This is a genomic window from Acinetobacter sichuanensis (genome assembly GCF_003024515.2).
GTDB lineage: Bacteria > Pseudomonadota > Gammaproteobacteria > Pseudomonadales > Moraxellaceae > Acinetobacter > Acinetobacter sichuanensis.
This window is the reverse complement of the sequence record NZ_PYIX02000030.1, coordinates 21,221-46,567: the sequence shown is the minus strand read 5'-3', so window position 1 is coordinate 46,567 and position 25,347 is coordinate 21,221. Positions and strand designations below refer to the sequence as shown.

Below are 25,347 nucleotides of genomic sequence, written 5' to 3'. Positions count from 1 at the left end.
AGTACAGCTCATCTATTTCAGCTTATACATTTGATATAGCTCTCAAGAAAAGCTCAAAAAATGTCATGCATTTTACAGCGGTCTAAAACAACATATTATAAGATGTATTTAATATATATTTTCATAAAAAATACTGAGTATAATTTGCTAATTTTCTTCAGCTTGGGCAAAGTAAAATAAAATATACGGAGCACATGGATATGACATTATTGGAACAATTGGGGATTCAGCATCCTATTTTACTTGCTCCAATGGCAGGGGTTTCCACGCCTCAACTCGCTGCTGAAGTTTCTGAACAGAATGTATTGGGTTCCTTAGGTCTTGGTGCAAATACGGTTGAAACAGCACGTCAGCAGATTTTGCAAACACAAGCTTTAACTCCAAAATCATTTCAGGTAAATTTTTTCTGTCATGACAATGTTGAAAATGACAGCGCAGCCAATCAAGCTTGGATTGATTACTTAAGCCCTCAATTTGCACAACTGAATGCTGAACCGCCAACAGAATTACAATGCATTTATCCAAGTTTTAAAGACAATGATGATTTTCTGAATTTGTGTCTGGAGACTAGGCCTAAAGCAGTCAGTTTTCATTTTGGTATTCCACATCCACATCAGATTCAAAAGCTTAAGGATGCAGGTATTGTGACCATGGTTTCAGCCACCAATCTGGTTGAGGCTCAAGCCATCGAAGCGGCAGGAATCGATGTAATTATTGCTCAGGGTGTAGAAGCTGGTGGGCATCGTGGTATTTTCAACCCATCCATTGATGCTGCCATCAAAACTTCGGATCTGGTGCAGTTGATTAAAAAACATTGTAGCCTGCCGATCATTGCGGCAGGTGGCATCATGAATGGTCAACAAGCCAAAGCCATGCTGGCGCTCGGTGCGGATGCAGTACAACTTGGGACAGCATTTGTACAGTGTAAATCATCCAATGCCAATGCAGCTTATCGTCAAGCCTTGTTTAATCAGCCTTTGACTCAAATTACAGCCACCATTTCAGGACGTCCTGCCCGTGGTTTAATTAATCATTGGCATGAGCAAATTGATGTTCCTGATCGGGCTGACCTTGCACCCTACCCTTATGCTTATGATCTTGCCAAACAACTTAATGCATTGGCAAGTAAACAAGGTGATTTTGGTTATGGTGCATTTTGGGCTGGTACAAATGTTGCGCAAATCCGTGCATTGGAAGCTCAGGATTTAATTAATCAGTTGGTCGTGGAAATCAATCACGCTTAATGCTTAGGCTAAAATTAATCATATTAAATGAATCTGTCACGATCAATCGACACAAAATGATTCATTATGTTGCTGCCATTACCTGAATCATTTGTGCTTCTGAGCATTACACAGGAGGGAATTTATTTTCATTTTTTACAATGTAAAATTATTCCCTTCTCTTTTTTTAAACAAAATAATCAATCACTTCGCCTGTCAATTTAACCGCACTTATGTCTCAGTTGATCACTCGATTCAATCTGCATTTAAACCACAATTATTAAGCCTAGCTTAAAATCAATCACAATATTTACATCTTAATTTCGCCAAAATAACAAGAATTATCAATGTAATTGTTTAATTTTAATTATCAAATATTTAACAATAAAAATAGCGCAAAGAACTATTTTTAGACCTGAATTATGCCGAACAGATATTGACCATCATTCAACTGAAAAATAAAATCCGCTCACAATTGAAATGATAATGATTATTAACAATCTTACGTCTATCAAAAATGTAGACGAAGCCTTCTGGGGAAGATATGAAACGAATTGGCTTGAGCATCATCATACTTGGACTGTTCCAAAACAGTTGGGCAGATGAAAACCTTTTTGGTTATGTAAAAGGTGCTGAAACTTTACCTAAAGGTGGACAAGAGCTTTATCAATGGGTGACCAATCGCAGTGATAAAGGTGCGGGACACTACTCTGCTTTTGATTATAAAACGGAATATGAACGCGGAATCACTGATAAATTTAATGCTTCCGTTGCCTTAAAAGCCATGTCATTGGACACCTCTGGCATTGTCATTGATGGTTATATGCCTGAAGACAAAAAATTTGCATTCAAAATAAGTGGTGTGGAATTGGGTGGAAAATATAATTTCCTGAGCCCTGCAAGTGAAACCGTGGGACTTTCCAATCAGTTTGAACTCAGCTATTCCACGATTGACCCACATTCAGGTCAGGACAAAGATACACTCAGCTTTGAAAATAATTTAATTTTACAAAAATACTTTATGGACGCAAGTCTGGTTTGGGTTGGTAATCTTATGTTTGAAGGTACCTATGCGAAACGTAGTCCAATCAATAATTTACCTGAAAATTTTGAATGGCCAACCAAACCTGAAATGGAGCTTGAGCTACAGCTTGGAACAGGTTTGAGTTATCGTTTCGCCCCAAACTGGTATGCAGGTGCTGAAACACAGTATGAAACAGAGTTTGAAACCGAAGTTGGGCAAGAGCGTTGGTCATGGTTTATGGGACCTTCTCTACACTATGGCTCTAAGGATTATTGGCTGACTGCAACATGGTTTCCACAATTACGGGGCGGGCGTGAAAAATTTGATGAACAGGATGATCGAGATCTGCACTTGATTGAAAAAACAAAAAATGAGTTCCGCTTAAAGTTTGGTTATAACTTTTGATTTAACAGTCGAGATATCAATATGAAATGGATGCCTTATGCAACAGCGCTGCTGAGTATTAGCCCGATCGTTGCACATTCTGCAGTTTATCTGAGTGCAGAACAAGCACAGAAACTGATGTTCCCAAACCTTGCACTAAAAAAAATACCTATCCATCTCAGTGAAGATCAACTCAAAAGCCTCAAAAAATCCTCTGGAATTTTTTATCCCTTCAAAGCTGATCAGGTTTATAAAAGCAGTGATGGAGGTTGGTTGGTCATTGATCAGGTATTGGGTAAACATGAAATGATAACCTATGCTGTTGCGTTGACCGCCAAAGGTGCGGTCAAACAAGTTGAAATTCTGGAATATAATGAATCTTATGGTGGACAGGTTCGTGATGCAGCATGGCGTCAACAATTTGTGGGTAAAACGCTGTCCTTACCTGTTGCCTTGAATAAAGACATTAAAAATATCAGTGGTGCCACCCTATCTTCCAAACATGTCACAGATGGGGTCAAGCGTATTCTTCAATTTCATCATTTGGTATTAGCAACATTAACAGTATAAGAGCCAAACCTTTATTGGGCACCATGGTTGAAATCAAACTGTATGATGACTTCATACCTCATGCGGCACATTCAATCATGGATCAAGCATTTGCCTGTATTGAAAAAGTTCAACAATTGATGAGCTTTCATGATCCTGCAAGTGAGTTATCACAGATCAACCGCAGTGCTTTTCAACAAGCGGTGCGGGTTCATCCATGGACTTATGCTGTTTTACAACGTGCTCAACGGGTATTTACAGCCTCTTCAGGCGTATTTGACTGTACTGTTGCCAATACTTTGATGGACTGGGAATTGTTGCCTACGCATCTCCCTATCGTAAACCCTGAAAAAATGAATTTGTCACAGGCACATTTACATTGTCTTTCTGCCAATAAGATACGGTTTACAGCTCCAATTGTGCTCGATCTGGGCGGCATCGCCAAAGGCTTTGCGATTGATGTAGCTATTTACTCCCTACGTAAACATGGCGTGAAAAATGCAGTGGTCAATGCAGGTGGAGATTTACGTGTTTTAGGGAATATTGCTGAACAAATCTTTATTCGAGATCCTCAGGCTCCTCAGCAATTATATGCCTGTGGAGAATTGGCAAATGGTGCGATTGCCACCTCTGCCTGCTATTTTTCCAAAGCCAAAAATCAAGGGCAATGGATCAATGCTTTGGTCAACCCATATACACGCCATGCATTGGATACCGACCACAGTTTTAGTGTGATCGCACCAAATGCCTGTATTGCCGATGCACTGACCAAAGTTGTTGCGATCACTCAAAATCTACAACACCCCTGTTTGCCTTTATTTTCGGCACAGGCATTCATTCTATAAATTGAGTTGGTATTGCCATGACATTTAGCTTAAAAATTCCGTTTCTGCAACGCTACTTGCTCTTTTTTATCTGGCTGATTCTTGCGCTAAGCGGACTCTATTTCGCATATACGCAGGACTGGAAAATGCAAGATCCTAGCGATTTTACGGTCAATGTACTAAAAACACATGGTATTTCGGCAGCCATTTTTTTAGTGATTTTCGGCTCAGTCATTGCTGTACATATCCGTATTGCACTGAATTTAAAGCGGAACATGCTGACTGGCTTAAGCATGCTTGTATTGATGAGCATTTTAGCGCTGACAGGAACAGGTCTATACTATAGTCCTGAAGAATGGCATGAAAATATCAAATGGACACATATTTGGCTTGGTTTAATCTGCATTTTTTGGTTGCCACTCCATATATGGATGGGTATTTTACTGAGAAAATCTAAAAATATAGCTTAAAATATCAGCTATACTTTATATTTACCTCTTGATTATTCTGCTTGTAACTCCACCAACATATAAACCAAATCAAGCTCGGGACAGCCATAACCCAATGCAGTCATGGCAGCCGTGATCTGCCCACGATGATGGGTGCCATGATTAAACACATGCAGCAATGTTGCAGCAAATGGCAAACACATCGCCTGTCCTAACGCTGTTTTATAATTTAAATTGCCCTGCAATACCGATTGATCCAATTGATTTAACCATATCATCCAATGATTTGACTTCTGCCTTAAATCATTCAGCAAAAGGTTTCTATCAGAATGAACGATTTGATTCAACGCTGAAACTGGAGATTGGTTCAAGGCAAATCTTGCGTACCACAAGCGATGTTCACCCAAAAGCAAATGATTGAGCGTGCCAAAAATACTGTTAAAAAATAATCCTGTATCCTGATAAAAATGTTGATCTGAAACAGATTCTAAGGCTTCCACCAAACGTTGTGTTGCCCATACATTATATTGGGCAAGTAAAAGTAAATTTTCTTTAGAATTTATCATCAACATCCCGTCTATTCATACTTGCTAAAATTTTATATCTGAATAAAATACACACAAAATTTCTCTATTTCACATTTTTATCATGATGAATCTAATTGTTTGCCAAGCGGTAAATCATTTTCCACTTGTTTAACTCAGTTTTTTAATTTTCAAAAACTTGGTTAAATTTTTAAGTGAGATTCATTATGCCTGCATATCATGAAATTCGTGCAGTATATGACCGTGACAGCATTACGGTCTATCAAGCCTATAACAAACAGATCGCGCAACTTGCCATTCAACAGCAAAAATTTGTTTCTCCATTTTCATTTCAAAGAATGACATGGATTAAACCGTCACTTTTATGGTTGATGGGACGCAGCAATTGGGCAAATAAATCGAGTCAGGAACATATTCTTGCGATTCGTATCCCACGTGATTTTTGGGAAATGTTGTTGAGTCAAAGTGTACATACCGATCCAAGTTTATTTCACCCCCAACACGATCAACCATGGCTAGACCTATTTGAGCAAGCACAGGTGCATATCCAATGGGATCCTGAACATAATTTGAAAGGTGCAAAATTAGAGCATCGCAGTATTCAGATTGGCATCAGTCGTTTTTTAATCCATTCATTTAATGATGCAATCCTAAGCATAGAGGATATCAGTCCAAAGGTGCAAAAAATGGCTCAGTTTCGTCGTAAGGGTCAATATAAACATGCGGAAAAATTATTGCCAAAAGAGCGGATTTATCCTGTGAGTGCCTCGCTCAAAAGACATTTAAATATTTCTTAAAATTATATGCTATGAAAAATGGGAGTAAATTTACTCCCATTTTCAACTATAATATCAATATGATTAAGCACCATATTTTCGTTGTAAATAATTTATAATTGCTTCAGATTCAAATATTTTTGCCCCTGTATTTGGATCTTCAAAATAAGGCACTTGAATATCTTTTTTCACACGCCCCATAACAGAGACAATCTTTTCACGCTTTCCGCCTTTTAGTGCTTCGTATTTACCTGGTTTCAAACGTAAAATCGAAGGACCTTGATCTTGCCAGCGCTCTTTTGCCACATTATGAAATACAAATGGAATCTCAAGCTCTGTTAAAACACCACGTACTACACGTGTATATGGGCTTGCTTCAAATCCCCAGAGCTGAACCAACTGCTCAGGTGCACTACGATTAATAATTTTTTTATTGATCCAAACGCCACGCGCGCCATTAATCAAAGTACCTGCAAATGCAACCAATGGAAGTTTTGGATAATGTGTATATTTTTTTGGTGTTTTTCCTGATTTACCGTAATTTTTAAACAAATATTGGATAATATCTTGTGATTCATACAGTTTTTCGCCTGTATTTTCATCTACAAAAAATGGAAATTGTGCTTTTCCACCCAATTCTTTTACAATTTTACGATATTTTGTGCCACCCTTAGGACAAGGATAGACCTCATAGTCTAGATTCAGTAGTGTCATCACTTCACGAACCCGACGACAAAATGGTGAACCTTCAAATTCATAGAGCTTTAATGCCTTTTCTGGCTGATTTGGAAATGCTGTTCCATTTGCACCACGACCACCTTCTGTAATGGCTGAAGCTAAAGCTTGTACAACTTTAATTTGATGATGTACCATTTTGCGATCCTTTGGGATGACCCTATTTTATAAATCAACTAATTTTTCTTTTGAAACAATAATTCCGTTGTTATCTACATAGATATATTCTTCAGAATTAAAGCTTACATTACCAAAATACAGCGTAATATCAACCTCTCCAATGCCTTTACGATTACTTTTTTGTGGAATTGAAGCCAATGCATGTACACCTAAGTCAAGCTCTGCTAAAGCATCAACATCACGCACACAGCCATAAATTACAACACCATTCCAGTGATTTTTAACAGCAGACTCAGCAATCATATCGCCCATCAATGCACAGCGCATAGAAGCACCTCCATCAACCACCAAAACTTTTCCAGTTCCATCTGTAGCCAATAATTCCTTAACACGTGAATTATCTTCAAAACATTTTACAGTCACAATCTGACCACCAAATGTTTTACGTGCGCCATAACTTTTAAAGAATTTTCCATCTAAAGATGGAATTAAAGTTTGAATGGCTTTTTCAGGGTTATCATCCAATAAATCACAAGTTACAAAGGGTACTGAAGTCACTTTAATTCTCCATTATTTGGCATTTTGTATGCTTAAATTATCATATATTTCAAATTGATGAGTTTGATTTTGTGCAGCCTCGACCATAGTATGAGCCACTTGCTCGGCTGTCACAGGTTTATATTTAAACGTATTTGGTATTAAATGTGAAAATTTTTGATAGGTCTTTTGAGAGATATCTTCTAAAAACCGTTTTTCGTTGCGCTCGCCCAATAATAATGATGGGCGAATAATCGAAACACGCATTAAACCAAGTTTCTCAATATACTGTTCCAATTCTCCTTTAACACGATTATAAAAAATTGGAGAAGATGGATTTGCGCCCAAAGCACTCACGAGCAGCAAATGAGTTTCAGTGCTTTCCAATAAATCAGCAAAATGTGCATTGATCTCAAAATCAATATTATAAAATGCTTGTTTTGATCCTGCTTTTTTAATGGTTGTACCTAAACAACTAAATGCATGACTATAACCATTTACATCTTGATCATTCAGCAATAAAAAGTCATCTAAAAGTAACTGATCTACTTTAGGGTGTTTTGCAAAGGCATCATCTTTTCGACGCACAACAACTGTTATTTTTTCACAGCAAGTTACTTGGTTGAGTTGTTCAACCAGACAACGTCCAACTAAACCTGTTGCACCAATAATAATTGCATTTTTAATCGAATAAGCCATTTTTTAATCAATCTCCTGAATTTATTACTAATCTAACGTTTTATTTAAAAAGTTTCTGCATCTATAATGTTGCCAAAGCAAGTCAAGACTTGACTTTAGGCTGTGCTTTAATCACAATATGGCACTTGTTTACGGGCTGGTGATAATCCTCTGATGTTGGTTTTCAGATGTGGTTTCAGCCCGCCCAGACCAATCTAATTCAAGGAGTGCACGAGTGGCAAACTCTGCTCAAGCAAAAAAACGTGCTAAGCAAAACGTAAAAGCGCGTAAACACAACGCAAGCTTACGTTCTATGGTTCGTACTTACATCAAGCGTACTATCGCAGCTATCTCAGCTGGTGAATATGCTGCTGCAACTGAAGCTTATAAAGCTGCAGTTCCAGTAATCGACCGTATGGCTGATAAAGGCATCATCCATAAAAACAAAGCAGCTCGTCATAAGAGCCGTTTGAATGCACAAGTTAAAGCGTTAGCTAACTAAGTTGTTGCATAGAAAAGAGCCCTTTTTAGGGCTTTTTTTGTGTCTGAAATTTGCTAATTTACTATTGAACTTGAATAACATTTGAACGTATAAAACCCCTTAAATAATGTCCCGTCATTACACGGCATTGTAATGGTTGATTTAATCGTTCTTTATTTTGCCAATGATCTAACTCAAGCTCTATTTGATAAATATATTTTTGATGTTTTGCATCAAATAGTGCAGGTGTTTTTTCAATCAACCCGATATATTCTGCTCCTGTTGGCGTATATGACCATGCTGTTAAATTTAATTTTTTATCATTTGTACAAAATAAACGGCTATTTATTTCAAAAAAACCACGTGTTCCAAAATCCTTGGAAGATTGTAGATGAATGATTATTTTCTGTGGATCCTGTTGCACTTGTTGTAATTGAATAACAGACTGAGGATAAACTCGCCAAACCTGCCATCCAATAATAAACAAAAGAAAACAGCCTAAATATTGTATGGTTTTATTTTTAAATATTTTCATCTCATTTTTAAATCATATCCGTTAGCACTTTTCAAAAATGAGCAAATCTTGTCATCCACTCAATACATTGCATAGTAATTCTATATAAACTATTTACATTTATAAAATTTTCAATATCTAAAATAACAACTTATAGAATTAATCTTTCATAAAGATATAAATAGATAGATTACAACACTCACTTAAAAAATAATCTAATTTTCCAACTTTTGAAAATCTCGAATAGATAATTGATTTATCTCACCACGCCAAATCCATTTTAAAAGACAATCCTCAAATGTATCACCCTCAAACCAGACAAATAGACCTTCCATCATTTGCGGCCAATCGACTTTAGTAACATGATGACGACCTGAAATTACCGCAATAATAGCCGCTAAAATCGTATCATGGCTCACAGCAAGGCTTAAACCCTGCGCATTTTGTGGATGCGTGTTATAAATCAACTCTAAAACATCAACCACCCCTGAGATAGGATGCTTCATGCCAGGTAAAGCATTATTCACAAAGCTATTAATAAAACCTAAAGCACCTTGTTTTTGAAAATAAGGGGCTGCTTGCTTAATATCTAAAACAAAACTTCCCGGCTCTACTAGTAAGCCTTGCTCCACAATCTCGATACGATGCGTATTATGGGGTTGGTTAATTAAATCAGCACCCTCTATCATCAGTGCTGCTGTATCAACACAACGTTGAATTGGGCTTGAAATACAATGCTGAATAATACGATCTGTCTGCTCTGTCAAATAAGCACCCCATGATTGCGCCAGATCTCGTCCTTGGGTAGTCAATTGCAAATCATAGCCTGCTAAGCCCTGCCCATCTACAATTTCACGAATCGAATGTCGTGTAAATAAAGTGACAGGTGTTTTTGTATCAGGCAATAAATCAATCGCTTTCAACATGCTTTTAGGCAATAGCTCAAGTGCCATACAGACTCAATATTTATCTTTTCATCATGCCTCACTATACCATGAGATACAAAACACTCAATCTTAGCCTGTCACGTTTGTAAGCGCCGCTAATGCAATTTTTTGGTTTTCCTGATCTCGGTATGCAATAAAACCATCATTAAGCACTGTTGCTCGTTGATTATAGGTAAATGCCTGAGCTTTTAGACTTACCAATCCTCCACCGATACTTTCTAACAAGCCCTGTCCTGCACTTGTATCCCATTCTGAGGTTGGATGAAAACGTGGGTAAATATCGATTTCACCTTCAAGCATCATACAAAATTTATAAGCACTACCCGCTTCACGCTTAATGACTGGCGTTTCTTGCTCAATATAATCAATATATTGCTGATATTTAGGATTTTTACTGCTATGACTTAACCCCACTTGAATTGCATCATTTGCGATATCTTTAAATTTGCTATAACGCAACCATGTCTGTTGTGAAAATGAATATTTATAAGGAAGTTCAGTCAAATAGCCAACGTACATGACTTGCTCAGTTGGCACAGCAATCAGAGAGAAAACCGTTTGATGATTTTGAATAAGACTCAGATTAATTGTAAATTCATCTCGTTCATGAATAAATTCTTTGGTTCCATCTAATGGATCAAGCAACCAGCATTCTGTCCAATGATGACGTTCAGAATGATCATTTTCTTCTGAGAGTACAGGAATATGAGGTGTTAAAATCGCCAATTGTTGTAGTAAAAATGCATTTACTCTTAAATCTGCTTGTGTCACAGGTGAATGATCATCTTTTTCATGAATATTAAACTCGCGCCCTGCACAATAATTTTGGTATTCTTCTAACAGTATTTGAGTTGCCTGTGCCAAGATTGGAACTAATTTTAAAATTTGCTCATCTTGCGGTGCTTGAGTTTTAATAAACATGGATTAAACCTATTTTTATGTCTGATTGTATAAAACCGATTATCATGTTTGATATGGACGGTACGCTTCTTGATTTGGCTTTTGATGATCTGATCTGGAATCATCAACTTCCAGAACGTCACGCAGCCACGCATCAATGCTCACTCGAACAAAGCCATCACACTTTACACGAATTTTATCAGCAGCATAAGCATACCTTATTATGGTATTCCTCAAAGTATTGGACTGCAAAAGTTGGTGTTGATGTACTTCAACTACAAGCTGACTTTCAACATAAAATCGCACCTCGTCAAGGTTGCTTTGAATTACTTAAACAATTAAAAGCACAAGGCTATCGTTGTTGGTTAGTGACCAATGCAGACCGCGCAGGACTTCAGTTAAAACTTGAAAATGTTGATTTAAGCCCTTATTTTGAAGTGATGGTGAGTAGTGAAGATATTGGTTATGCCAAAGAGTTTGTAGAATTTTGGCAAATTTTACAACAGCAACATCCTTTTGACTCTCAACATGCGATGCTGATTGATGATACTACGCCTGTATTACAGGGTGCTGAAAAATTTGGCATTCAACAGCTCGTCACAATTCGTCAGCCCTCAAGTTTAAAAGCAGCACGCCATGTCTTAGAACTTGAATATCCATCTATTAATGACTTAACTGAACTTTTACCTTTATTAACGCAAGACCAATTGAAGGATGTCGATGTCAAAACAGCCTAAAAATCAGCAAACTGAAAATAATCAAAATGAAGCAACTCGTGCAGATAAATGGCTTTGGGCTGCGCGCTTTTTCAAAACTCGTTCTATCGCAAAAGATGCAATAGAAGGTGGCAAAGTTCATCATAATGGTGAACGTATCAAAGTATCCAAAGAAATTCGAGTTGGTATGGAACTGACCATTCAACAAGGTTTTGATAAAAAAACGGTTCTTGTCAAAGCATTATCGAATGTACGTGGTGCTGCGCCCATTGCTCAACAACTTTATGAAGAAACTGAGCTGAGTATTGCACGTCGGGAATTGATTTCAACCCAAAGAAAATTGCATAATCTTGCTCGACCTGAGCATCGACCAAGTAAAAAAGACCGCCGAGAAATCAGCAAATTTAAACAAGAAAATGATTCAGGTTATGAGCAATCTTGGTCATATCATGATGAATAAAATCCAAAATTGCCTGCGCGACACCTTATGTCGTAGATAAGCGATTTTGCATAGATTCATAGATAATTTTCTGTCACTATTGCTTCTGTGGACGAAGATCAAATTTAAAGACATCCACTTAAGATAGTAGTGATATAGACATAGTTTTGAGGTTTCAAGATGGATGATAACAAAAGTAAAGCGCTAAATGCTGCATTAAGTCAAATTGAAAAACAATTTGGTAAAAACACAGTTATGCGCTTAGGCGAAAATACCGTACAAGCCGTTGAATCTGTTTCTACAGGCTCATTAACGCTTGATATTGCATTAGGTATTGGCGGCTTGCCAAAAGGTCGTATCGTTGAGATTTATGGTCCTGAATCTTCAGGTAAAACAACCATGACTTTACAAGCGATTGCCCAATGCCAAAAAGCAGGTGGAACTTGTGCTTTTATTGATGCTGAACATGCACTTGATCCACAATATGCACGTAAACTTGGCGTAGATATTGACAATTTACTTGTGTCTCAGCCTGATAACGGTGAGCAAGCACTTGAAATTGCAGATATGCTTGTACGCTCAGGTGCAATTGATATGATCGTAGTCGACTCAGTTGCTGCATTAACACCTAAAGCCGAAATTGAAGGTGAAATGGGTGACTCACATATGGGCTTACAAGCGCGTTTAATGAGCCAAGCATTACGTAAAATCACAGGTAATGCAAAACGTTCAAACTGCATGGTAATTTTCATTAACCAAATTCGTATGAAAATTGGCGTAATGTTTGGTAGCCCAGAAACAACAACTGGTGGTAATGCACTAAAATTCTACGCTTCTGTACGCCTTGATATTCGCCGTATTGGTCAAGTCAAAGAAGGTGATGAAATCATTGGTTCAGAAACGCGTGTGAAAGTGGTGAAAAACAAAATGGCGCCTCCTTTCCGTGAAGCACTGTTCCAAATTCTATATGGTAAAGGTGTGAACCATCTAGGTGAGCTGATTGACCTTGCTGTTGCACAAGATATCATCAATAAAGCAGGTGCTTGGTATTCTTATAATGGCAATAAAATCGGTCAAGGTAAAAATAACGCGATTCGCCATATGGAAGAAAATCCAGAAATGGCAAATGAGATCGAGAAGCTCATCCGTGAAAAACTACTCACCACTTCGAATGCAGCACCTGTAACAGAAGAGCTAGACGAAGAAGCTGAGTTTTTAGATGCTTAATACTGATTCATGAAATCAAAAAGATGAAACGCCCACAACGGGCGTTTTTTCTTAAGCGGTAATTGCACTACAATTTATGTTCCTAATCTGAGGATTTTATTTTTTATTATGACTGCACCTAAATTTCCAAAAATGCTCAATTACACCGCATTAAAACAGCAGTTTTCTGAAGAAGAAAATCTTGTTCTCTCCCCTCCATCAGAAACACATTTAAATTTTTCCGCAGAAAAGCAAACGAAAACACAAGAAGGCTTAACAGGAACTCGACTACGTTCTTATGCTTTTGCAACACTCACACGTAAAGAATATTCCAAAGCTGATCTCATTGAAAAATTATGTTTATATGCAGCAAACAGAGATGAAGTGATTGAATTAGTCGATGAGTTAGCTCAAGAAAATTATCAGAGTGATCAACGTGTTGCAGAAATGACGGTACGCAGTCAAGTACGACAAGGCAAAGGTCCAAATCGCATTAAAATGGCTTTACGTCATAAACAATTAGATAAAGACTTAGTGACAGAGGACTTAACTGAAATTGACTGGTACGAACAAGCCTATCAGCTCAAAGTTAAAAAATATGGAACTGAAGTTGCACAAGATGCCAAAATCAAAGCAAAACAAATTCGTTTTTTACAATATCGAGGCTTTGAAATGGATGCAATTATGAAGGCGATTCGCAGAAAGGTATCGGAGGATTAAAAATACAATGATGAACTTGAAATTAAAAATGATAAAAAAAAGTAATAATTATTTTAGAATATGGTGGCAGCCCTACTAGCAAAACCTCGGCACATCGTATTTCTGATACCGTTGCTACCTTCCGGTCCTGGCGGGGTTTTCAGAGTACAATTGCGAAGCCACCAGCAGGGCTACCATTGCAAGAACAGAGTATAGAGATTTTTTAACATCTTGCAAGTGAACATTTCTATTTTTCTTCTTTTTTATGACTGTTTGATTAATTCATCAGCAATATGAATAAAAACAGTATTATAAATTTAGTTTTTGCAGTATTTTCTTCATATTTCAGCAAAATAAAGCCCTTTTTCAAAGAAATGCTAGAACATTGTAAAAGTATCTTGCTTTTCCCCGCTGAGCCGTTTTAAATAAAACCCATTCTCTAATGATATGACTATTTCTACACTAGAAATAAAGTCAATAAAGTGACTTTTATGGATTCTAAATTATGCTAAAAAAGCAGGCTCTCTTTTCTATCGCACTTTTAACTTCTGCGACTTTATATGCCGTCCCAATCGAATCCAGAGGGTTAAGTGGTCAAAATGCAAGTGATGTAATTGGTCCAGCAGCCCCAATTACAGGCAATATGAATTGGGATTTGATGCAAAAGAACCAACAATTAGAAAATCAAATTCGAGAATTACGTGGCAAACTTGAAGAACAAGACAATGCCATTGAACAACTCAATAAAGAACTTTCCAATCGTTATACAGATTTAGACCAACGTCTTGAGTTAATGGCACAGAAACTAGAAGCGGATACAGAGTCAACGGATGAAACCCCTTCTGATGAGACTACTCCAGAAGAGCAAAAGCCTACAGAAAACCAATCCAATGAAGCCGCACCTATAGCAACCACGCCCAAGACTCAAACCCCGACAGAGCCTCCCGTACAAAATGGAACAAATACTAGCAGTGCTCAGGATTTAGAAAAAGCAGCTTACTCCATTGCATTAGAAGCTTATAAGCAAGGGGGAGCAAAAAAAGCAATTGAACCGATGCAAAGTTTTATTAAAAACAACCCAAACAGTATTTACACAGGAAATGCTTATTTTTGGTTAGCCGAATTCAATCTTGCGATTGACCCACCTAACTATGAAGAAGCTAAAAAAAATTATGAAGTTGTAGCAGCAAAATATGGGAACTCATCAAAAGCCCCACGTGCCCTCTATCGTCTTTATAGTATTGCAACAGAAGTAAATAAAAACCCACAAACAGCAAATGTCTATAAAAACAAATTACTCTCTGCTTTCCCTGATTCAGAAGAAGCTAATTTTTTAAAAAATAGTTAAAAAATGGGCATAAATCTCTAAAAATAAAAAAGACATCCTAAGATGTCTTTTTTTATAGCATTTCAAATTATCAATAACTCAACGCACAATACCACGTTTTGATTGAATTAAAGAATCTAATAAAAGCTGAGCTTCGGGTACTTCAGGAAGAATTTCTTCTGTAATTTTAGCAATCGCTTGTTCAGTCGTTAAATTTTCTTTATAAATCAATTTAAATGATTCACGTAAACCCTGAATCACATTTTTCGACCAACCTTTACGACGCATACCTTCGACATTCATTCCAAAGGCATGTGCTGGATTGCCTGAAACCATCACATAAGCAGGCACATCTTTTAAAATGAGTGAAGCACCGCCAATCATGCTATACGAGTCAATTTTACAAAATTGATGAATACCTGAGTTACCACCAACAATCACATAATTACCAATATGAACATGTCCTGCGATACCGACATTATTCGCAAAAATATTGTGATCACCAATTTGGCAGTCATGTGCAACATGGGTATTAACCATCAAGAGATTATGGCTACCTATTTTAGTAAGCCCATGATCTTGAACAGTTCCTCGATGCAAACTACAGTGTTCTCGAATTTTATTTGAGTCACCGATCTCTAACCAAGTTTCTTCACCTTGATACTTAAGATCTTGGCAAGCTTCACCAACACTCGCAAATTGAAAGATTTCATTGTCTTTACCAATACGAGTGAACCCTCCTACCACCACATGAGAATGCAGTTTAGTTCCTGCATCAATGGTTACATTGGGTCCAATAATACAATATGGTCCTATTTCCACATCAGATGCAATCTGTGCAGAAGAATCAATAATAGCGGTAGAATGGATTAGATCTGTGTTGCTCATGCCTGCTCTAATTTTTGATGAGAGATGATAATTTCAGCGGTTGCTGCTACCATGCCGTCTACACTAGCAGTACATAAATATTTGTAAATGCCACGTTTTTGCATAAGTAATTCAGATTTTAACACGAGTTGGTCGCCTGGAACGACTTGTTTTTTGAAACGTACTTTCTCTGCTCCAGCAAACAAAAATAATGAACCAGGTTTTGGCTTCTCATTATTCATAATAAAACCAAGAACACCAGACACTTGTGCCATCGCTTCCACGATCAGAACACCTGGCATAATTGGATAACCAGGGAAGTGACCTTGCATAAATTCCTCATTGATCGATACATTTTTGTACCCAACAATGCCATTTTCCGTTACTTCAGTTACACGGTCTACAAGCAAAAACGGATAACGATGTGGTAAATACTCACGAATCGTTTGGGTTTGCATAGGTAATTCAGGAACCGTAAAAGGTAGAGGTTTAGACTCAGTCATAATTATTTACGCGACTTTAAAGTTGATTCAATGGACTCAATTTGAGCCTGCATATGATCTATTTGTTTAACTAACTTGGTCAATGGCACATCTGCTAATTGTCTTAAACGTACAACCGTTCTTTTCCACTTATTTGTTTCAAATTGCCCAGTCCCTGAAGAATAAGAACCAGCCTCAGAAATACTCTTTGAGACCATTGACATTCCTGTAATTGTCACATTATCAGCGATATTTATGTGACCTACAACACCTACTGCCCCTGCAAATACACAGTTTTTGCCAATCACCGTACTTCCCGCAATACCACACTTCGCAGCAATAGCTGTATTTTCGCCAATTTGCACGTTATGTGCGATTTGCACAAGGTTATCAATAATAACACCATCATGGATGATCGTATCGTCCAAAGCACCACGGTCTATACTACAATTTGAACCAATACGAACATCATTACCAATTTGAACAGAACCCAATTGAACAATTCGATTCCATTTTCCTTGATAAGGTGCAAAACCAAAACCTTCGCCACCAATCACAGTATTCGAGTGAATACGCACACGGTTTGCAAGTTTAGATTTACCTGTAATCATCACATGAGAATCAATAAAGCAGTCTTTCCCAACTTCAACATCATGATCTAAATGAACATGTGATTGAATGACGGTATTATCGCCAACCACGCAATTTTCACCAATCACCACATAATGACCAATATAAGCATTTTCAGCAATAATAGCTGAATCAGCTATCTGCGCAGTCACTTCAATACCGCGTTTTAACACCTTATCTTCAAAATGATGCGTTAAAATTGCAAAGGCTAAATAAGGATGATCGACAACAATAAAGTTTTGATGATGGCTGAGCTGGTCTTTTAATGCAGCAGTGACAATTAATACTCCAGCTTTCGAAGCTTGTGCTTCTTGCAAGTATTTCTCGCCATTTACAAAGGAAATATCTTGAGCCTGAGCTTGCTCTAAACTTGCTAAAGCAGCGACTTTGAATTTAGATTGACCAATTAGCTCACCTTGAACAAGTTGAGCTAATTCATCGAGATAAAATTGATGAGATGTCATTGATTATTTAATAGCATTAACCTTTTGGATCATTTTAGCAGTTAAATCATTCTTTGCGTCATAAGCCAAAGCAGAGTTTTTATTCAAAACCATATCTAAACCGTTCTCTTGGCGCAATTGTTCAGCAGCTTGCTTCACACGTGCTTCAAAAACAGTATTCGTTGCCTGTATTGTTGCTTGCGCTTTACTTTGTACACTTTGCTGAATCGTTTGATATTCAGTCACTTTTGCTTGATATTGTTTCTGAATTTGCTCTGGGTTCGCACCTTTTGCTTGTGCTTGCTGCTGTAAAGACTGAATATCTTTAGAAATCTGCTCAAGTTTTGCTGTTTGTGGCTTAATTGTCTGCTCTAAACTGGCATTTTGTTGTTTTAAATATGTACTACCTTCAACAACTTTTTCAATATCAACAACACCGTAACCTGCTGCATTTACTAAGCCAGCAAAACCCAAACCAACAATAGCACCGACTATTTTTTTCATAATGTTCCCTTGGTAAATTTCTGATTTCATCATATCAAGAACTGATCGAACTTAGAAAGTTCGACCAATTTCAAATTGCAGCTCTTTAGTTTCATCACCTGGTTTATCATTCAATGGGAATGCATAACTCAATGATAATGGTCCAATCATTGTGATCCAAGTAAAGCCTACACCAACGCTATAACGCATATTGTCAGGTTCAAAACCAAAATTGTCTTCACAATATTTTTTAGCATTCACACCTGTACTATTTGGACCGAAGTACAAAGTTGAATCTGATTTAATATTACATTGGGTGTCAAACACTTGCGCACCTTCAGCAAAGATTACAGGACGAACCTGACGTGCCCAATCCCCTTTAAATGGTAAAGGTAAAGCCAACTCAGTACCAAATTGTACTAAAGCATTACCGCCGACTTCTTCATAGTTATAATCCTTGGTCTTGGTTTCGTTATAAGCAACACCAGGATAATTAGGACCTAAAGTACTATTGTCATAACCACGTACCGAACCATAACCACCTGCATAGAAGTTTTTATAGAATGGTAAATCATTACCATAACCTAACTTACCATAGCCACGCAGTACAAAGTCTTTACCTAAAGGCAAGAAAGCTTGCGCATCATAAACAATTTTTTGATATTCAACATCACTGCCTGGTAAAGCAACTTCTGCGTTAATACGATGTGACATACCACTAGTTGGGAAAATCGGACGGTTTAATGTGTTATAAGACCAACCAACGTTAAGACTATACGTTAAGAAATCACCTTCAAAGGCATTATTATAAGTGATTTCCTCAACCTTACATTTCATCCCTGTAATAACATCTTTACCTGTTTCAGGATCTTTCTCAGTAATGTCTTCCATTTGAGAATCACCCTTTTCATCCAAAGGACAATAGCTTGAACTACCTGTTGCCTTACCACCATTTGATAATAAATAATCACGCACATAGGTAGAAACATATGGACCTGTTGTGACTTTGGTACTATCAATATTTAAACCAGCACTAATATTCTGATTTTCATCAATTGGATAGCCAAAGTTAATACCACCACCAAAACTGTCTGTGACATAGTTATTAACGTTATAGTCATTATCTAACTTTGTCTTGCGGTAGTACATATTATAACCACGACTGACACCATCAATCGTAAAATACGGGTCAGTCACACTTAAGTTATAATAGTCTTGAGTTTCAGAACGAGATAAATCGATAGAAACACGATTACCTGTACCTAAGAAGTTGGTTTGGCTTAAACCTGCTTGGAATGTCATACCACCATTTTGTGAGTAACCCACAGCTAAAGTACTTGTACCTGAATGCTGCTCTTCCACTTCAATATTTAAGTCAACTTGGTCTGGTTGGTTAGGCAAACGTACAGGTTTTACATCAACTTTACTGAAAAAGCCTGTGCGCTCTAAACGTACTTTAGACAATTCAATTTTTTCATTGCTTGCTAAAGCACCTTCCATTTGACGCATTTCACGACGTAAAACTTCATCTGCTGTTTTAGTGTTACCTGTAAAATTGATACGACGTACAGTCACTTGCTGACCTGGATTAACATAATAGTTCAAGTCAACAGTATGTGTTTCACTATTAATTTCAGGTACAACATTCACTTCAGTATAATAATAACCAGCATTACCATATTTACGCAGCAGCAACTGTTTTACAGCATTTACTTTTTCTTGTGAATATGTTGTACCGTCTTTATAAATTTGTAATGCCTTTAATTCATCTGGCTTATATAAAGCATCACCTAAAAATTTTGACTGACCAAATTTATACTGCTCACCTTCATCAACAGAAACTTCAATGAAAATGTTTTTCTTATCTTCACTAATATTTAAATTTGAGCTATTAATATCAAAATTGATATAGCCTTTATTTAAGTACAATGCACGCAAAGCTTCCAAACTTGCTGACATTTTTTCACGAGCATAGCGATCATTACGTGTAATAACAGATGCCCAACCACTTTCTTTTACAGCAAAAGCACGTTTAATATCATCATCTTTAAATACAGTATTACCGATAATATTAATATCAAAAACTTTTGCAGGCTTACCTTCGTTGAAATTAATATTTAAATCAACACGATTATTTGGACGTGCAACTGTTTCAACCGTAATATCTGAGTCATAACGACCTTGCTGTGAATACTGCTGTTCAAGCTCAGTTTCTAAAGTTTGCAAAGATGACTTTTTAAGCACTTCACCTTCAGACAATCCCATCTTTTTTAAGCCTTCTTCTAAAGCTTCTTTTGGAATGAGTTTATTGCCTTTTAATTCAATTTTAGAAATAATTGGACGTTCAACCACTTTGAAAACTAAAACATCATTTTCCTTAGTCGCTTGAATATCATCAAAGGAATTTGAGGCATACAATGCACGAATTGCGTCCGCAATTGCAGGATCATTAATACGATCCCCACTATTGATGGGCAACAAAGCAAGCACATTACTTTGAGTTAAACGAACTAAACCATCTACACGAATGTCACGCGCAATGAATTCATCTGCTGCATGTACTTGCTGTACTGCTGCCATCGCACTAACGAGTGCCAAGGGCATAAATAAATGTGAGTGCTGCATGCCTATTATTTTCCAGTAAGTTAATTTTTCACTATCGCGTTTACAAACGCATAAAATCATTAAATATTGCTAAAAGCATCATGCTTCCAAGCAGTACCATACCAATTTTCAACCCAACCAATTGTATTTGTTCAGAAACAGGTTTTCCGCGTAAAACTTCAATAAAGTAATACACCAAATGACCGCCATCTAACATAGGAATAGGTAAGAGATTTAAAATCCCCAAACTCACACTCATCAGCGCCATAAACGAGATAAAAGTCTGCCATCCCATTTCCGCACTTTGACCTGCAACTTTAGCAATTGTAATTGGACCAGATAAATTATCTAAACCAATTAAACCACGTACCATTTTCACCATCGAATTTAAAATCATGCCAGAAATCTGACCTGTTTTTTCAACAGCAACAATAAAAGCTTCAGCAGGATTATATTGTATGGTTTGTTTATATTCAGCAGGAATATTTGCCTGACCAGATTGAGCTTGTACACCAAGCATTCCTGTGACATTTCCCATATTATCACGCTTGCCTTGTGGCATCACTTCTAAATGAACCACTTGACCTTGGCGTAATACATCAACCTTAAGTAACTTTTCAGGCGACTTTTGCACCACATCAACCACATCAAACCAGTCTTTCATTTTGACTTGATTAATTGCGATAACCTGATCACCCTCTTTCATTCCTTGACGAATTGCAGCGCCATCTTCACTTAGCTTATAGATCGTTGCAGGAATTTGAGGACGATAAGGTGTAAAGCCTAAAACATCAAAAGGTGACTGACTTTGATCTTTTAAAAAACCTTGGATTGGCAACTCAAAAGTTTTAATTTGACCTTGGCGCTCAGCCTGAACCTCAATATGACCTGTTTCCCCAACACGATCAACCAAAGCATAATTTAGCTTTTCCCATGTTGTTGTTGCAGTTCCATCAATTGCTAAAATTTTATCACCTTGTTGCATTTGAGCCATTGCAGCAGGTGTATTGGGTAAAATTTTACCTACACGTGTACTTAACTGCTCTTGTGCAGGTAAAAATAAAATCCAAAACAATAAAATTGCAAAAATCAAATTAATCAAAGGACCAGCAGCGACAATGGCAATACGTTTCCAAGGCGACTGACGATTAAATGCATAGGGTAAATCTTCCGCACTGACATTACCTTCACGCTCATCCAACATTTTGACATAACCACCTAATGGTAATGCCGAAAGTTGATACTGAATACCTGACTTTTTTGATGTCCATTTAAACAATGTTGGACCAAAACCAATTGAGTACACTAAAACTTTTACACCCAGTTTTCGTGCAACCCAATAATGCCCAAACTCATGTATTGCAATAAGCGGACCTAAAAGAAAAATGGCAGCAACAATGATAAAAAGGACATTCATAAATTAGCTTTCCAATTTCGAAATATATTCAGTTGCAATATTTCGAGCAACTTGGTCGGTCAGTAAAATCTTTTCAATTGATTCTGCTGAACTATTTTCCATAGCATTCAATGTCTGCTCAACAACTTGTGCGATCTGTAAAAATTGAATTTTTTCAGACAAAAATGCTGCAACCGCAATTTCATTCGCAGCATTTAAAATCGCAGGTGCCAATCCACCCGCTTTCATGGCTTGACGTGCCAATTTTAACGCAGGAAATCGTTCTAAGTCAGGCTCTTGAAAATTCAATTGCGAATGTACAAATAGATCTAAAGGAGGAACATGTGTTTGAATACGCTCAGGCCATGCAAGCGCATGAGCGATTGGCGTACACATATCAGGATTACCCATTTGAGCCAAAGTTGAACCATCTACATATTGAACCATTGAATGAATAATACTTTGTGGATGGACGACAACTGTAACAAATTGTTCTTGAATTGAAAATAAATGACACGCTTCGATAAGCTCTAGCCCTTTATTCATTAAAGTTGCTGAATCTACCGAAATTTTTTGCCCCATAGACCAGTTGGGATGTTTAACCGCTTGAGCAGGGGTAACATGCTGAAGTTGCTCAAAACTATGATTTAAAAATGGACCACCTGAAGCAGTAAGGAGAATTTGCTTTACACCTAACTTCGGCTCACCATTACGCTCTATTTGTAAATAATGTTGAGGCAGACATTGAAAAATTGCATTATGTTCTGAGTCTACAGGCAATAATAAAGCTTGATTTTCATGAGCAGCTTGTAACATCAGATCACCCGACATCACCAAAGCTTCTTTATTTGCCAGTAAAACACGCTTACCTGCTTTTACTGCTGCTAAGGTTGGCATCAAACCCGCAGCCCCAACGATTGCAGCCATAACAACATCTACCTCAGCATGTGCTGAAATAGCGATTAAACCTGCTTCATCCGTTAGTATTTCAATTTCTGGTAAATCAGCCTGCTTTAAAAGCTGCTGTAACTCATCTACACGCCCTGAAGGTACAACAACAATTTTTGGTTGATATAGTTTACAAATTTCACTCAATTCTTGAATACGGCTATGTGCTGATACTGCAAAAACTGAATAATTTTCAGGATGTTGTTCTATAACTTTTAAAGTGCTACGACCAATAGACCCCGTAACACCCAAGATACTAACAGATTGTGACATCTACAAATTTACACCAATAAGTTTTAATACATACAACCCTGCTGCAAAAATCGGCGCCGCGGCAAGCAAGGAGTCTATTCGATCTAGTACACCACCATGTCCAGGCAAAATACGTCCCGAATCTTTAATTCCAGCACGACGTTTAATCATAGACTCAAATAAATCGCCAAGCACTGAACTAAATACAGTAATAATAGAGAGAATAAGGAAAAGAATATGTTGAGGAAGCGTGAGTTCTAAGTATCGATATTGCACAAAAATGATAATGATAGCGACGGTAACGATACCACCTACCAAGCCTTCAATAGACTTGTTTGGACTCACATCAGGAGCAAGTTTATGTTTACCAAACTTACGCCCTACGAAATAGGCACCACTGTCTGCCCCCCAAACCAAGAGGAACAAATACATGAGCCACCAAGGCGAGCTATTCCACACACTAAAAATGGCTGTAACCGCAGCACTGATCAAGACCAAACCAACAATATTGAGCGTGGTGTTATACCAACCATCATATTCAGGATAAGATTTAACCCAAAATAAACTGCATAACCATGTTAAAACTGATGCACTCCATAAAATGAGTGCTAAATCATTAAAGTATAAAGCCAAACCAGAAATTAAAGCGGTAAATACCCCAAAAGCAGCTGCCTTTAATTTACGCACAGTCTCAGATTGATGAGGCATAAGTTTAAACCACTCATAACCTGCTGCTCCTGCTGCGATAATCATTAACACTAACATTGGGTATTGAGAAGTTGTGGCAAACATACAAATGAGTACAACTGCAACCAAAACCAATGCGGTAATTATCCGCTCTAACATTATAAATTCTCTATATGCTCTTGTTCAATTTGTTCAGAGGTTTTTCCAAAACGTCGTTCACGACCTGAAAAAACATTAAACGCATCTTCTAATTCTTGGACGGTAAATTCAGGCCATAAAGTTTGAGTAAAATACAACTCAGCATAAGCAGCCTGCCAAAGTAAAAAATTGGATAAGCGGAAATCACCACCTGTTCTGATCAACAAATCAACAGGAGCTAAATCTCCCAAACTGATCATTTGACCAAATAAATCAGCATTAATTTGATTCACATCAATTTTTTCATCTTTTACCAATTGTGCAATTTGTTGGGCTGTATGTGCGATATCCCACATTCCACCATAACTCACTGCAATTGTTAAAGTCATGTGAGCGAACTTAGCAGTCCTTTGTTCAGCATGCAACATTAATTCACATAATTCTGGAGAAAGCCGACTACGGTCACCAATAAATCTTAAAGCAATTTCAAACTTTTCCATGCGTGGAATCTGCTCATGAATTGTCTCTTCTAACAATTTCATTAATAAATCCACTTCATATTGTGGACGATTCCAGTTTTCACTTGAAAAAGCAAAGACAGTCAGTGCTTGCACACCCACTTTGCGACAATGCTCAACAATCGGATCTAGGACACTTTTGCCTTCACGATGCCCATCGCCTTTTTGCAATTGTTTCTTTTTTGCAAAACGATTGTTGCCATCCATGATGATAGCAACATGTTTTGGAAGATGGTTGTCTTCAGATGTGGTCATTATACGTCTTAGACCTTCATCAAATCTGCTTCTTTTGCAGCTAAGCGTTTATCAACTTCAGCAACATATTTATCAGTAATTTTTTGAATATCATCACCTGCACGACGCTCATCATCTTCAGAAATTTCTTTATCTTTTAATAATGATTTAATATCACCTAAGACGTCACGGCGAATGTTACGAATCGCAACTTTAGCGTTTTCAGCTTCATTACGTGCAACTTTCAACATGTCTTTACGTGTTTCTTCTGTCAATGCTGCCATTGGAACACGAATTGCATCAGCAGTTACAGGGTTCAAACCTAAGTCTGACTCACGAATCGCTTTATCAATTGCATTGACCATTGTACGTTCAAATGGTTGTACCAATAAAGTACGTGAATCTTCCACACCAATGTTTGCAACTTGGTTTAATGGAACATCAGAACCATAATAAGGAACCATAACACCATTGAGGATTGATGGATGCGCACGCCCCGTACGAACTTTTGCAAAACCGTGTTCTAACGAGTCAAGTGACTTGTTCATACGGTCTTCAGCATCTTTCTTAAGATCGTTAATCATATGATCTT

29 protein-coding genes and 1 other RNA gene are annotated in these 25,347 nt (G+C 37.4%); 12 read left to right on the top strand and 18 right to left on the bottom strand.

The annotated features are described in order from the left end of the window. Positions 1-200 precede the first annotated feature (200 nt). The 5 genes from C9E89_RS15725 (at position 201) to C9E89_RS15705 (ending at position 4,474) form a co-directional block, all read left to right on the top strand. Positions 201-1,244, top strand: coding sequence for an NAD(P)H-dependent flavin oxidoreductase (locus C9E89_RS15725; protein ID WP_107009283.1), 1,044 nt, complete (start codon positions 201-203; stop codon positions 1,242-1,244). A 523-nt stretch (positions 1,245-1,767) separates the two neighbouring features. Then, positions 1,768-2,652, top strand: a complete 885-nt coding sequence (locus C9E89_RS15720; protein WP_107009282.1) for a DUF6662 family protein — start codon at positions 1,768-1,770, stop codon at positions 2,650-2,652. A gap of 21 nt (positions 2,653-2,673) precedes the next feature. Further along, positions 2,674-3,201, top strand: coding sequence for an FMN-binding protein (locus C9E89_RS15715; RefSeq protein WP_107009281.1), 528 nt, complete (start codon positions 2,674-2,676; stop codon positions 3,199-3,201). A 23-nt stretch (positions 3,202-3,224) separates the two neighbouring features. Beyond that, on the top strand, positions 3,225-4,025 hold the full coding sequence (locus tag C9E89_RS15710; RefSeq protein WP_107009280.1) for an FAD:protein FMN transferase: 801 nt from the start codon (positions 3,225-3,227) through the stop codon (positions 4,023-4,025). A 125-nt stretch (positions 4,026-4,150) separates the two neighbouring features. After that, the gene (locus C9E89_RS15705; protein ID WP_116746702.1) at positions 4,151-4,474 is read left to right on the top strand and encodes a hypothetical protein; all 324 of its coding nucleotides are present in this window, start codon (positions 4,151-4,153) and stop codon (positions 4,472-4,474) included. Between the two features lie 32 nt (positions 4,475-4,506). On the opposite strand, the gene C9E89_RS15700 is transcribed toward C9E89_RS15705, so the two are convergent. Continuing rightward, positions 4,507-5,019, bottom strand: a complete 513-nt coding sequence (locus C9E89_RS15700; RefSeq protein WP_107009293.1) for a DinB family protein — start codon at positions 5,017-5,019, stop codon at positions 4,507-4,509. 185 nt (positions 5,020-5,204) lie between these two features. On the opposite strand from C9E89_RS15700, the gene C9E89_RS15695 reads away from it, so the two are divergent. Then, positions 5,205-5,795, top strand: a complete 591-nt coding sequence (locus tag C9E89_RS15695; RefSeq protein ID WP_107009278.1) for a DUF4291 domain-containing protein — start codon at positions 5,205-5,207, stop codon at positions 5,793-5,795. Positions 5,796-5,858: 63 nt separating this feature from the next. Here C9E89_RS15695 and C9E89_RS15690 read toward each other — a convergent pair whose 3' ends face one another. The 3 genes from C9E89_RS15690 to C9E89_RS15680 are packed head-to-tail and all read right to left on the bottom strand — an operon-like array spanning position 5,859 to position 7,865. Then, positions 5,859-6,647, bottom strand: a complete 789-nt coding sequence (locus C9E89_RS15690) for a glutathione S-transferase N-terminal domain-containing protein (RefSeq protein ID WP_107009277.1) — start codon at positions 6,645-6,647, stop codon at positions 5,859-5,861. Positions 6,648-6,674: 27 nt separating this feature from the next. Then, the gene (gene rraA, locus C9E89_RS15685; protein ID WP_107009276.1) at positions 6,675-7,187 is read right to left on the bottom strand and encodes a ribonuclease E activity regulator RraA; all 513 of its coding nucleotides are present in this window, start codon (positions 7,185-7,187) and stop codon (positions 6,675-6,677) included. A gap of 12 nt (positions 7,188-7,199) precedes the next feature. Then, positions 7,200-7,865 carry a Rossmann-fold NAD(P)-binding domain-containing protein gene (locus C9E89_RS15680; protein WP_107009275.1) on the bottom strand — a complete coding sequence of 222 codons (666 nt, stop codon included), beginning with the start codon at positions 7,863-7,865 and terminating at the stop codon, positions 7,200-7,202. A 214-nt stretch (positions 7,866-8,079) separates the two neighbouring features. On the opposite strand from C9E89_RS15680, the gene rpsT reads away from it, so the two are divergent. Further along, complete coding sequence (gene rpsT / locus C9E89_RS15675) at positions 8,080-8,346, top strand: 30S ribosomal protein S20 (protein ID WP_107009274.1); 267 nt, start codon at positions 8,080-8,082, stop codon at positions 8,344-8,346. Between the two features lie 61 nt (positions 8,347-8,407). Here rpsT and C9E89_RS15670 read toward each other — a convergent pair whose 3' ends face one another. The 3 genes from C9E89_RS15670 to C9E89_RS15660 form a co-directional block, all read right to left on the bottom strand. Continuing rightward, positions 8,408-8,860 (bottom strand): hypothetical protein, encoded by a 453-nt coding sequence (locus C9E89_RS15670; RefSeq protein WP_107009273.1) that lies wholly within the window; start codon positions 8,858-8,860, stop codon positions 8,408-8,410. Positions 8,861-9,054: 194 nt separating this feature from the next. Further along, positions 9,055-9,792, bottom strand: coding sequence for a histidine phosphatase family protein (locus C9E89_RS15665; RefSeq protein ID WP_107009272.1), 738 nt, complete (start codon positions 9,790-9,792; stop codon positions 9,055-9,057). 63 nt (positions 9,793-9,855) lie between these two features. Continuing rightward, a complete protein-coding gene (locus C9E89_RS15660; protein WP_107009271.1) occupies positions 9,856-10,707 on the bottom strand; it encodes a 3'(2'),5'-bisphosphate nucleotidase CysQ family protein in 852 nt (283 codons plus the stop codon). Positions 10,708-10,724: 17 nt separating this feature from the next. Here C9E89_RS15660 and C9E89_RS15655 point away from each other — a divergent pair, with 17 nt between their 5' ends. The 4 genes from C9E89_RS15655 to C9E89_RS15640 all read left to right on the top strand — a co-directional run bounded on the left by C9E89_RS15655 (position 10,725) and on the right by C9E89_RS15640 (position 13,767). Then, the gene (locus C9E89_RS15655) at positions 10,725-11,423 is read left to right on the top strand and encodes an HAD-IA family hydrolase (protein WP_107009270.1); all 699 of its coding nucleotides are present in this window, start codon (positions 10,725-10,727) and stop codon (positions 11,421-11,423) included. Next, positions 11,407-11,862: an RNA-binding S4 domain-containing protein gene (locus tag C9E89_RS15650; protein WP_107009269.1), complete on the top strand. Its 456-nt coding sequence runs from the start codon at positions 11,407-11,409 to the stop codon at positions 11,860-11,862. The genes C9E89_RS15655 and C9E89_RS15650 overlap by 17 nt, the downstream gene beginning before the upstream one ends. A 159-nt stretch (positions 11,863-12,021) precedes the next feature. Beyond that, positions 12,022-13,068, top strand: coding sequence for a recombinase RecA (recA, locus tag C9E89_RS15645; RefSeq protein WP_107009268.1), 1,047 nt, complete (start codon positions 12,022-12,024; stop codon positions 13,066-13,068). Positions 13,069-13,176: 108 nt separating this feature from the next. Next, the gene (locus tag C9E89_RS15640; RefSeq protein WP_107009267.1) at positions 13,177-13,767 is read left to right on the top strand and encodes a regulatory protein RecX; all 591 of its coding nucleotides are present in this window, start codon (positions 13,177-13,179) and stop codon (positions 13,765-13,767) included. A 70-nt stretch (positions 13,768-13,837) separates the two neighbouring features. Here C9E89_RS15640 and ffs read toward each other — a convergent pair. Further along, an RNA gene (gene ffs, locus C9E89_RS15635) (signal recognition particle sRNA small type) lies at positions 13,838-13,934 on the bottom strand. A gap of 314 nt (positions 13,935-14,248) precedes the next feature. Here ffs and C9E89_RS15630 point away from each other — a divergent pair. Beyond that, on the top strand, positions 14,249-15,094 hold the full coding sequence (locus C9E89_RS15630) for a YbgF trimerization domain-containing protein (protein ID WP_228199053.1): 846 nt from the start codon (positions 14,249-14,251) through the stop codon (positions 15,092-15,094). Between the two features lie 78 nt (positions 15,095-15,172). On the opposite strand, the gene lpxA is transcribed toward C9E89_RS15630, so the two are convergent. From lpxA to frr, 10 genes are read right to left on the bottom strand one after another with little or no spacing between them, the layout of a single operon-like run. Further along, complete coding sequence (gene lpxA, locus C9E89_RS15625) at positions 15,173-15,961, bottom strand: acyl-ACP--UDP-N-acetylglucosamine O-acyltransferase (protein ID WP_107009265.1); 789 nt, start codon at positions 15,959-15,961, stop codon at positions 15,173-15,175. Further along, the gene (gene fabZ / locus C9E89_RS15620; RefSeq protein ID WP_107009264.1) at positions 15,958-16,443 is read right to left on the bottom strand and encodes a 3-hydroxyacyl-ACP dehydratase FabZ; all 486 of its coding nucleotides are present in this window, start codon (positions 16,441-16,443) and stop codon (positions 15,958-15,960) included. Before fabZ ends, lpxA begins: the two co-directional genes overlap by 4 nt. A gap of 2 nt (positions 16,444-16,445) precedes the next feature. Next, positions 16,446-17,516, bottom strand: coding sequence for a UDP-3-O-(3-hydroxymyristoyl)glucosamine N-acyltransferase (lpxD, locus tag C9E89_RS15615; protein ID WP_107009263.1), 1,071 nt, complete (start codon positions 17,514-17,516; stop codon positions 16,446-16,448). A 3-nt stretch (positions 17,517-17,519) separates the two neighbouring features. Then, positions 17,520-17,999 (bottom strand): OmpH family outer membrane protein, encoded by a 480-nt coding sequence (locus C9E89_RS15610; protein WP_107009262.1) that lies wholly within the window; start codon positions 17,997-17,999, stop codon positions 17,520-17,522. Positions 18,000-18,050: 51 nt separating this feature from the next. Beyond that, the gene (gene bamA, locus C9E89_RS15605; protein ID WP_107009292.1) at positions 18,051-20,603 is read right to left on the bottom strand and encodes an outer membrane protein assembly factor BamA; all 2,553 of its coding nucleotides are present in this window, start codon (positions 20,601-20,603) and stop codon (positions 18,051-18,053) included. Positions 20,604-20,643: 40 nt separating this feature from the next. Beyond that, the gene (rseP, locus tag C9E89_RS15600; RefSeq protein ID WP_107009261.1) at positions 20,644-21,999 is read right to left on the bottom strand and encodes an RIP metalloprotease RseP; all 1,356 of its coding nucleotides are present in this window, start codon (positions 21,997-21,999) and stop codon (positions 20,644-20,646) included. A gap of 3 nt (positions 22,000-22,002) precedes the next feature. Next, entirely contained in the window at positions 22,003-23,199 is a 1,197-nt protein-coding gene (gene ispC / locus C9E89_RS15595) for a 1-deoxy-D-xylulose-5-phosphate reductoisomerase (RefSeq protein ID WP_107009260.1), read from the bottom strand. Next, on the bottom strand, positions 23,200-24,024 hold the full coding sequence (locus C9E89_RS15590; RefSeq protein WP_107009259.1) for a phosphatidate cytidylyltransferase: 825 nt from the start codon (positions 24,022-24,024) through the stop codon (positions 23,200-23,202). Next, positions 24,024-24,776 carry a polyprenyl diphosphate synthase gene (uppS, locus tag C9E89_RS15585; RefSeq protein ID WP_107009258.1) on the bottom strand — a complete coding sequence of 251 codons (753 nt, stop codon included), beginning with the start codon at positions 24,774-24,776 and terminating at the stop codon, positions 24,024-24,026. Before uppS ends, C9E89_RS15590 begins: the two co-directional genes overlap by 1 nt. An 8-nt stretch (positions 24,777-24,784) precedes the next feature. Next, a complete protein-coding gene (gene frr, locus C9E89_RS15580; RefSeq protein ID WP_107009257.1) occupies positions 24,785-25,339 on the bottom strand; it encodes a ribosome recycling factor in 555 nt (184 codons plus the stop codon). Positions 25,340-25,347: the final 8 nt, after the last annotated feature.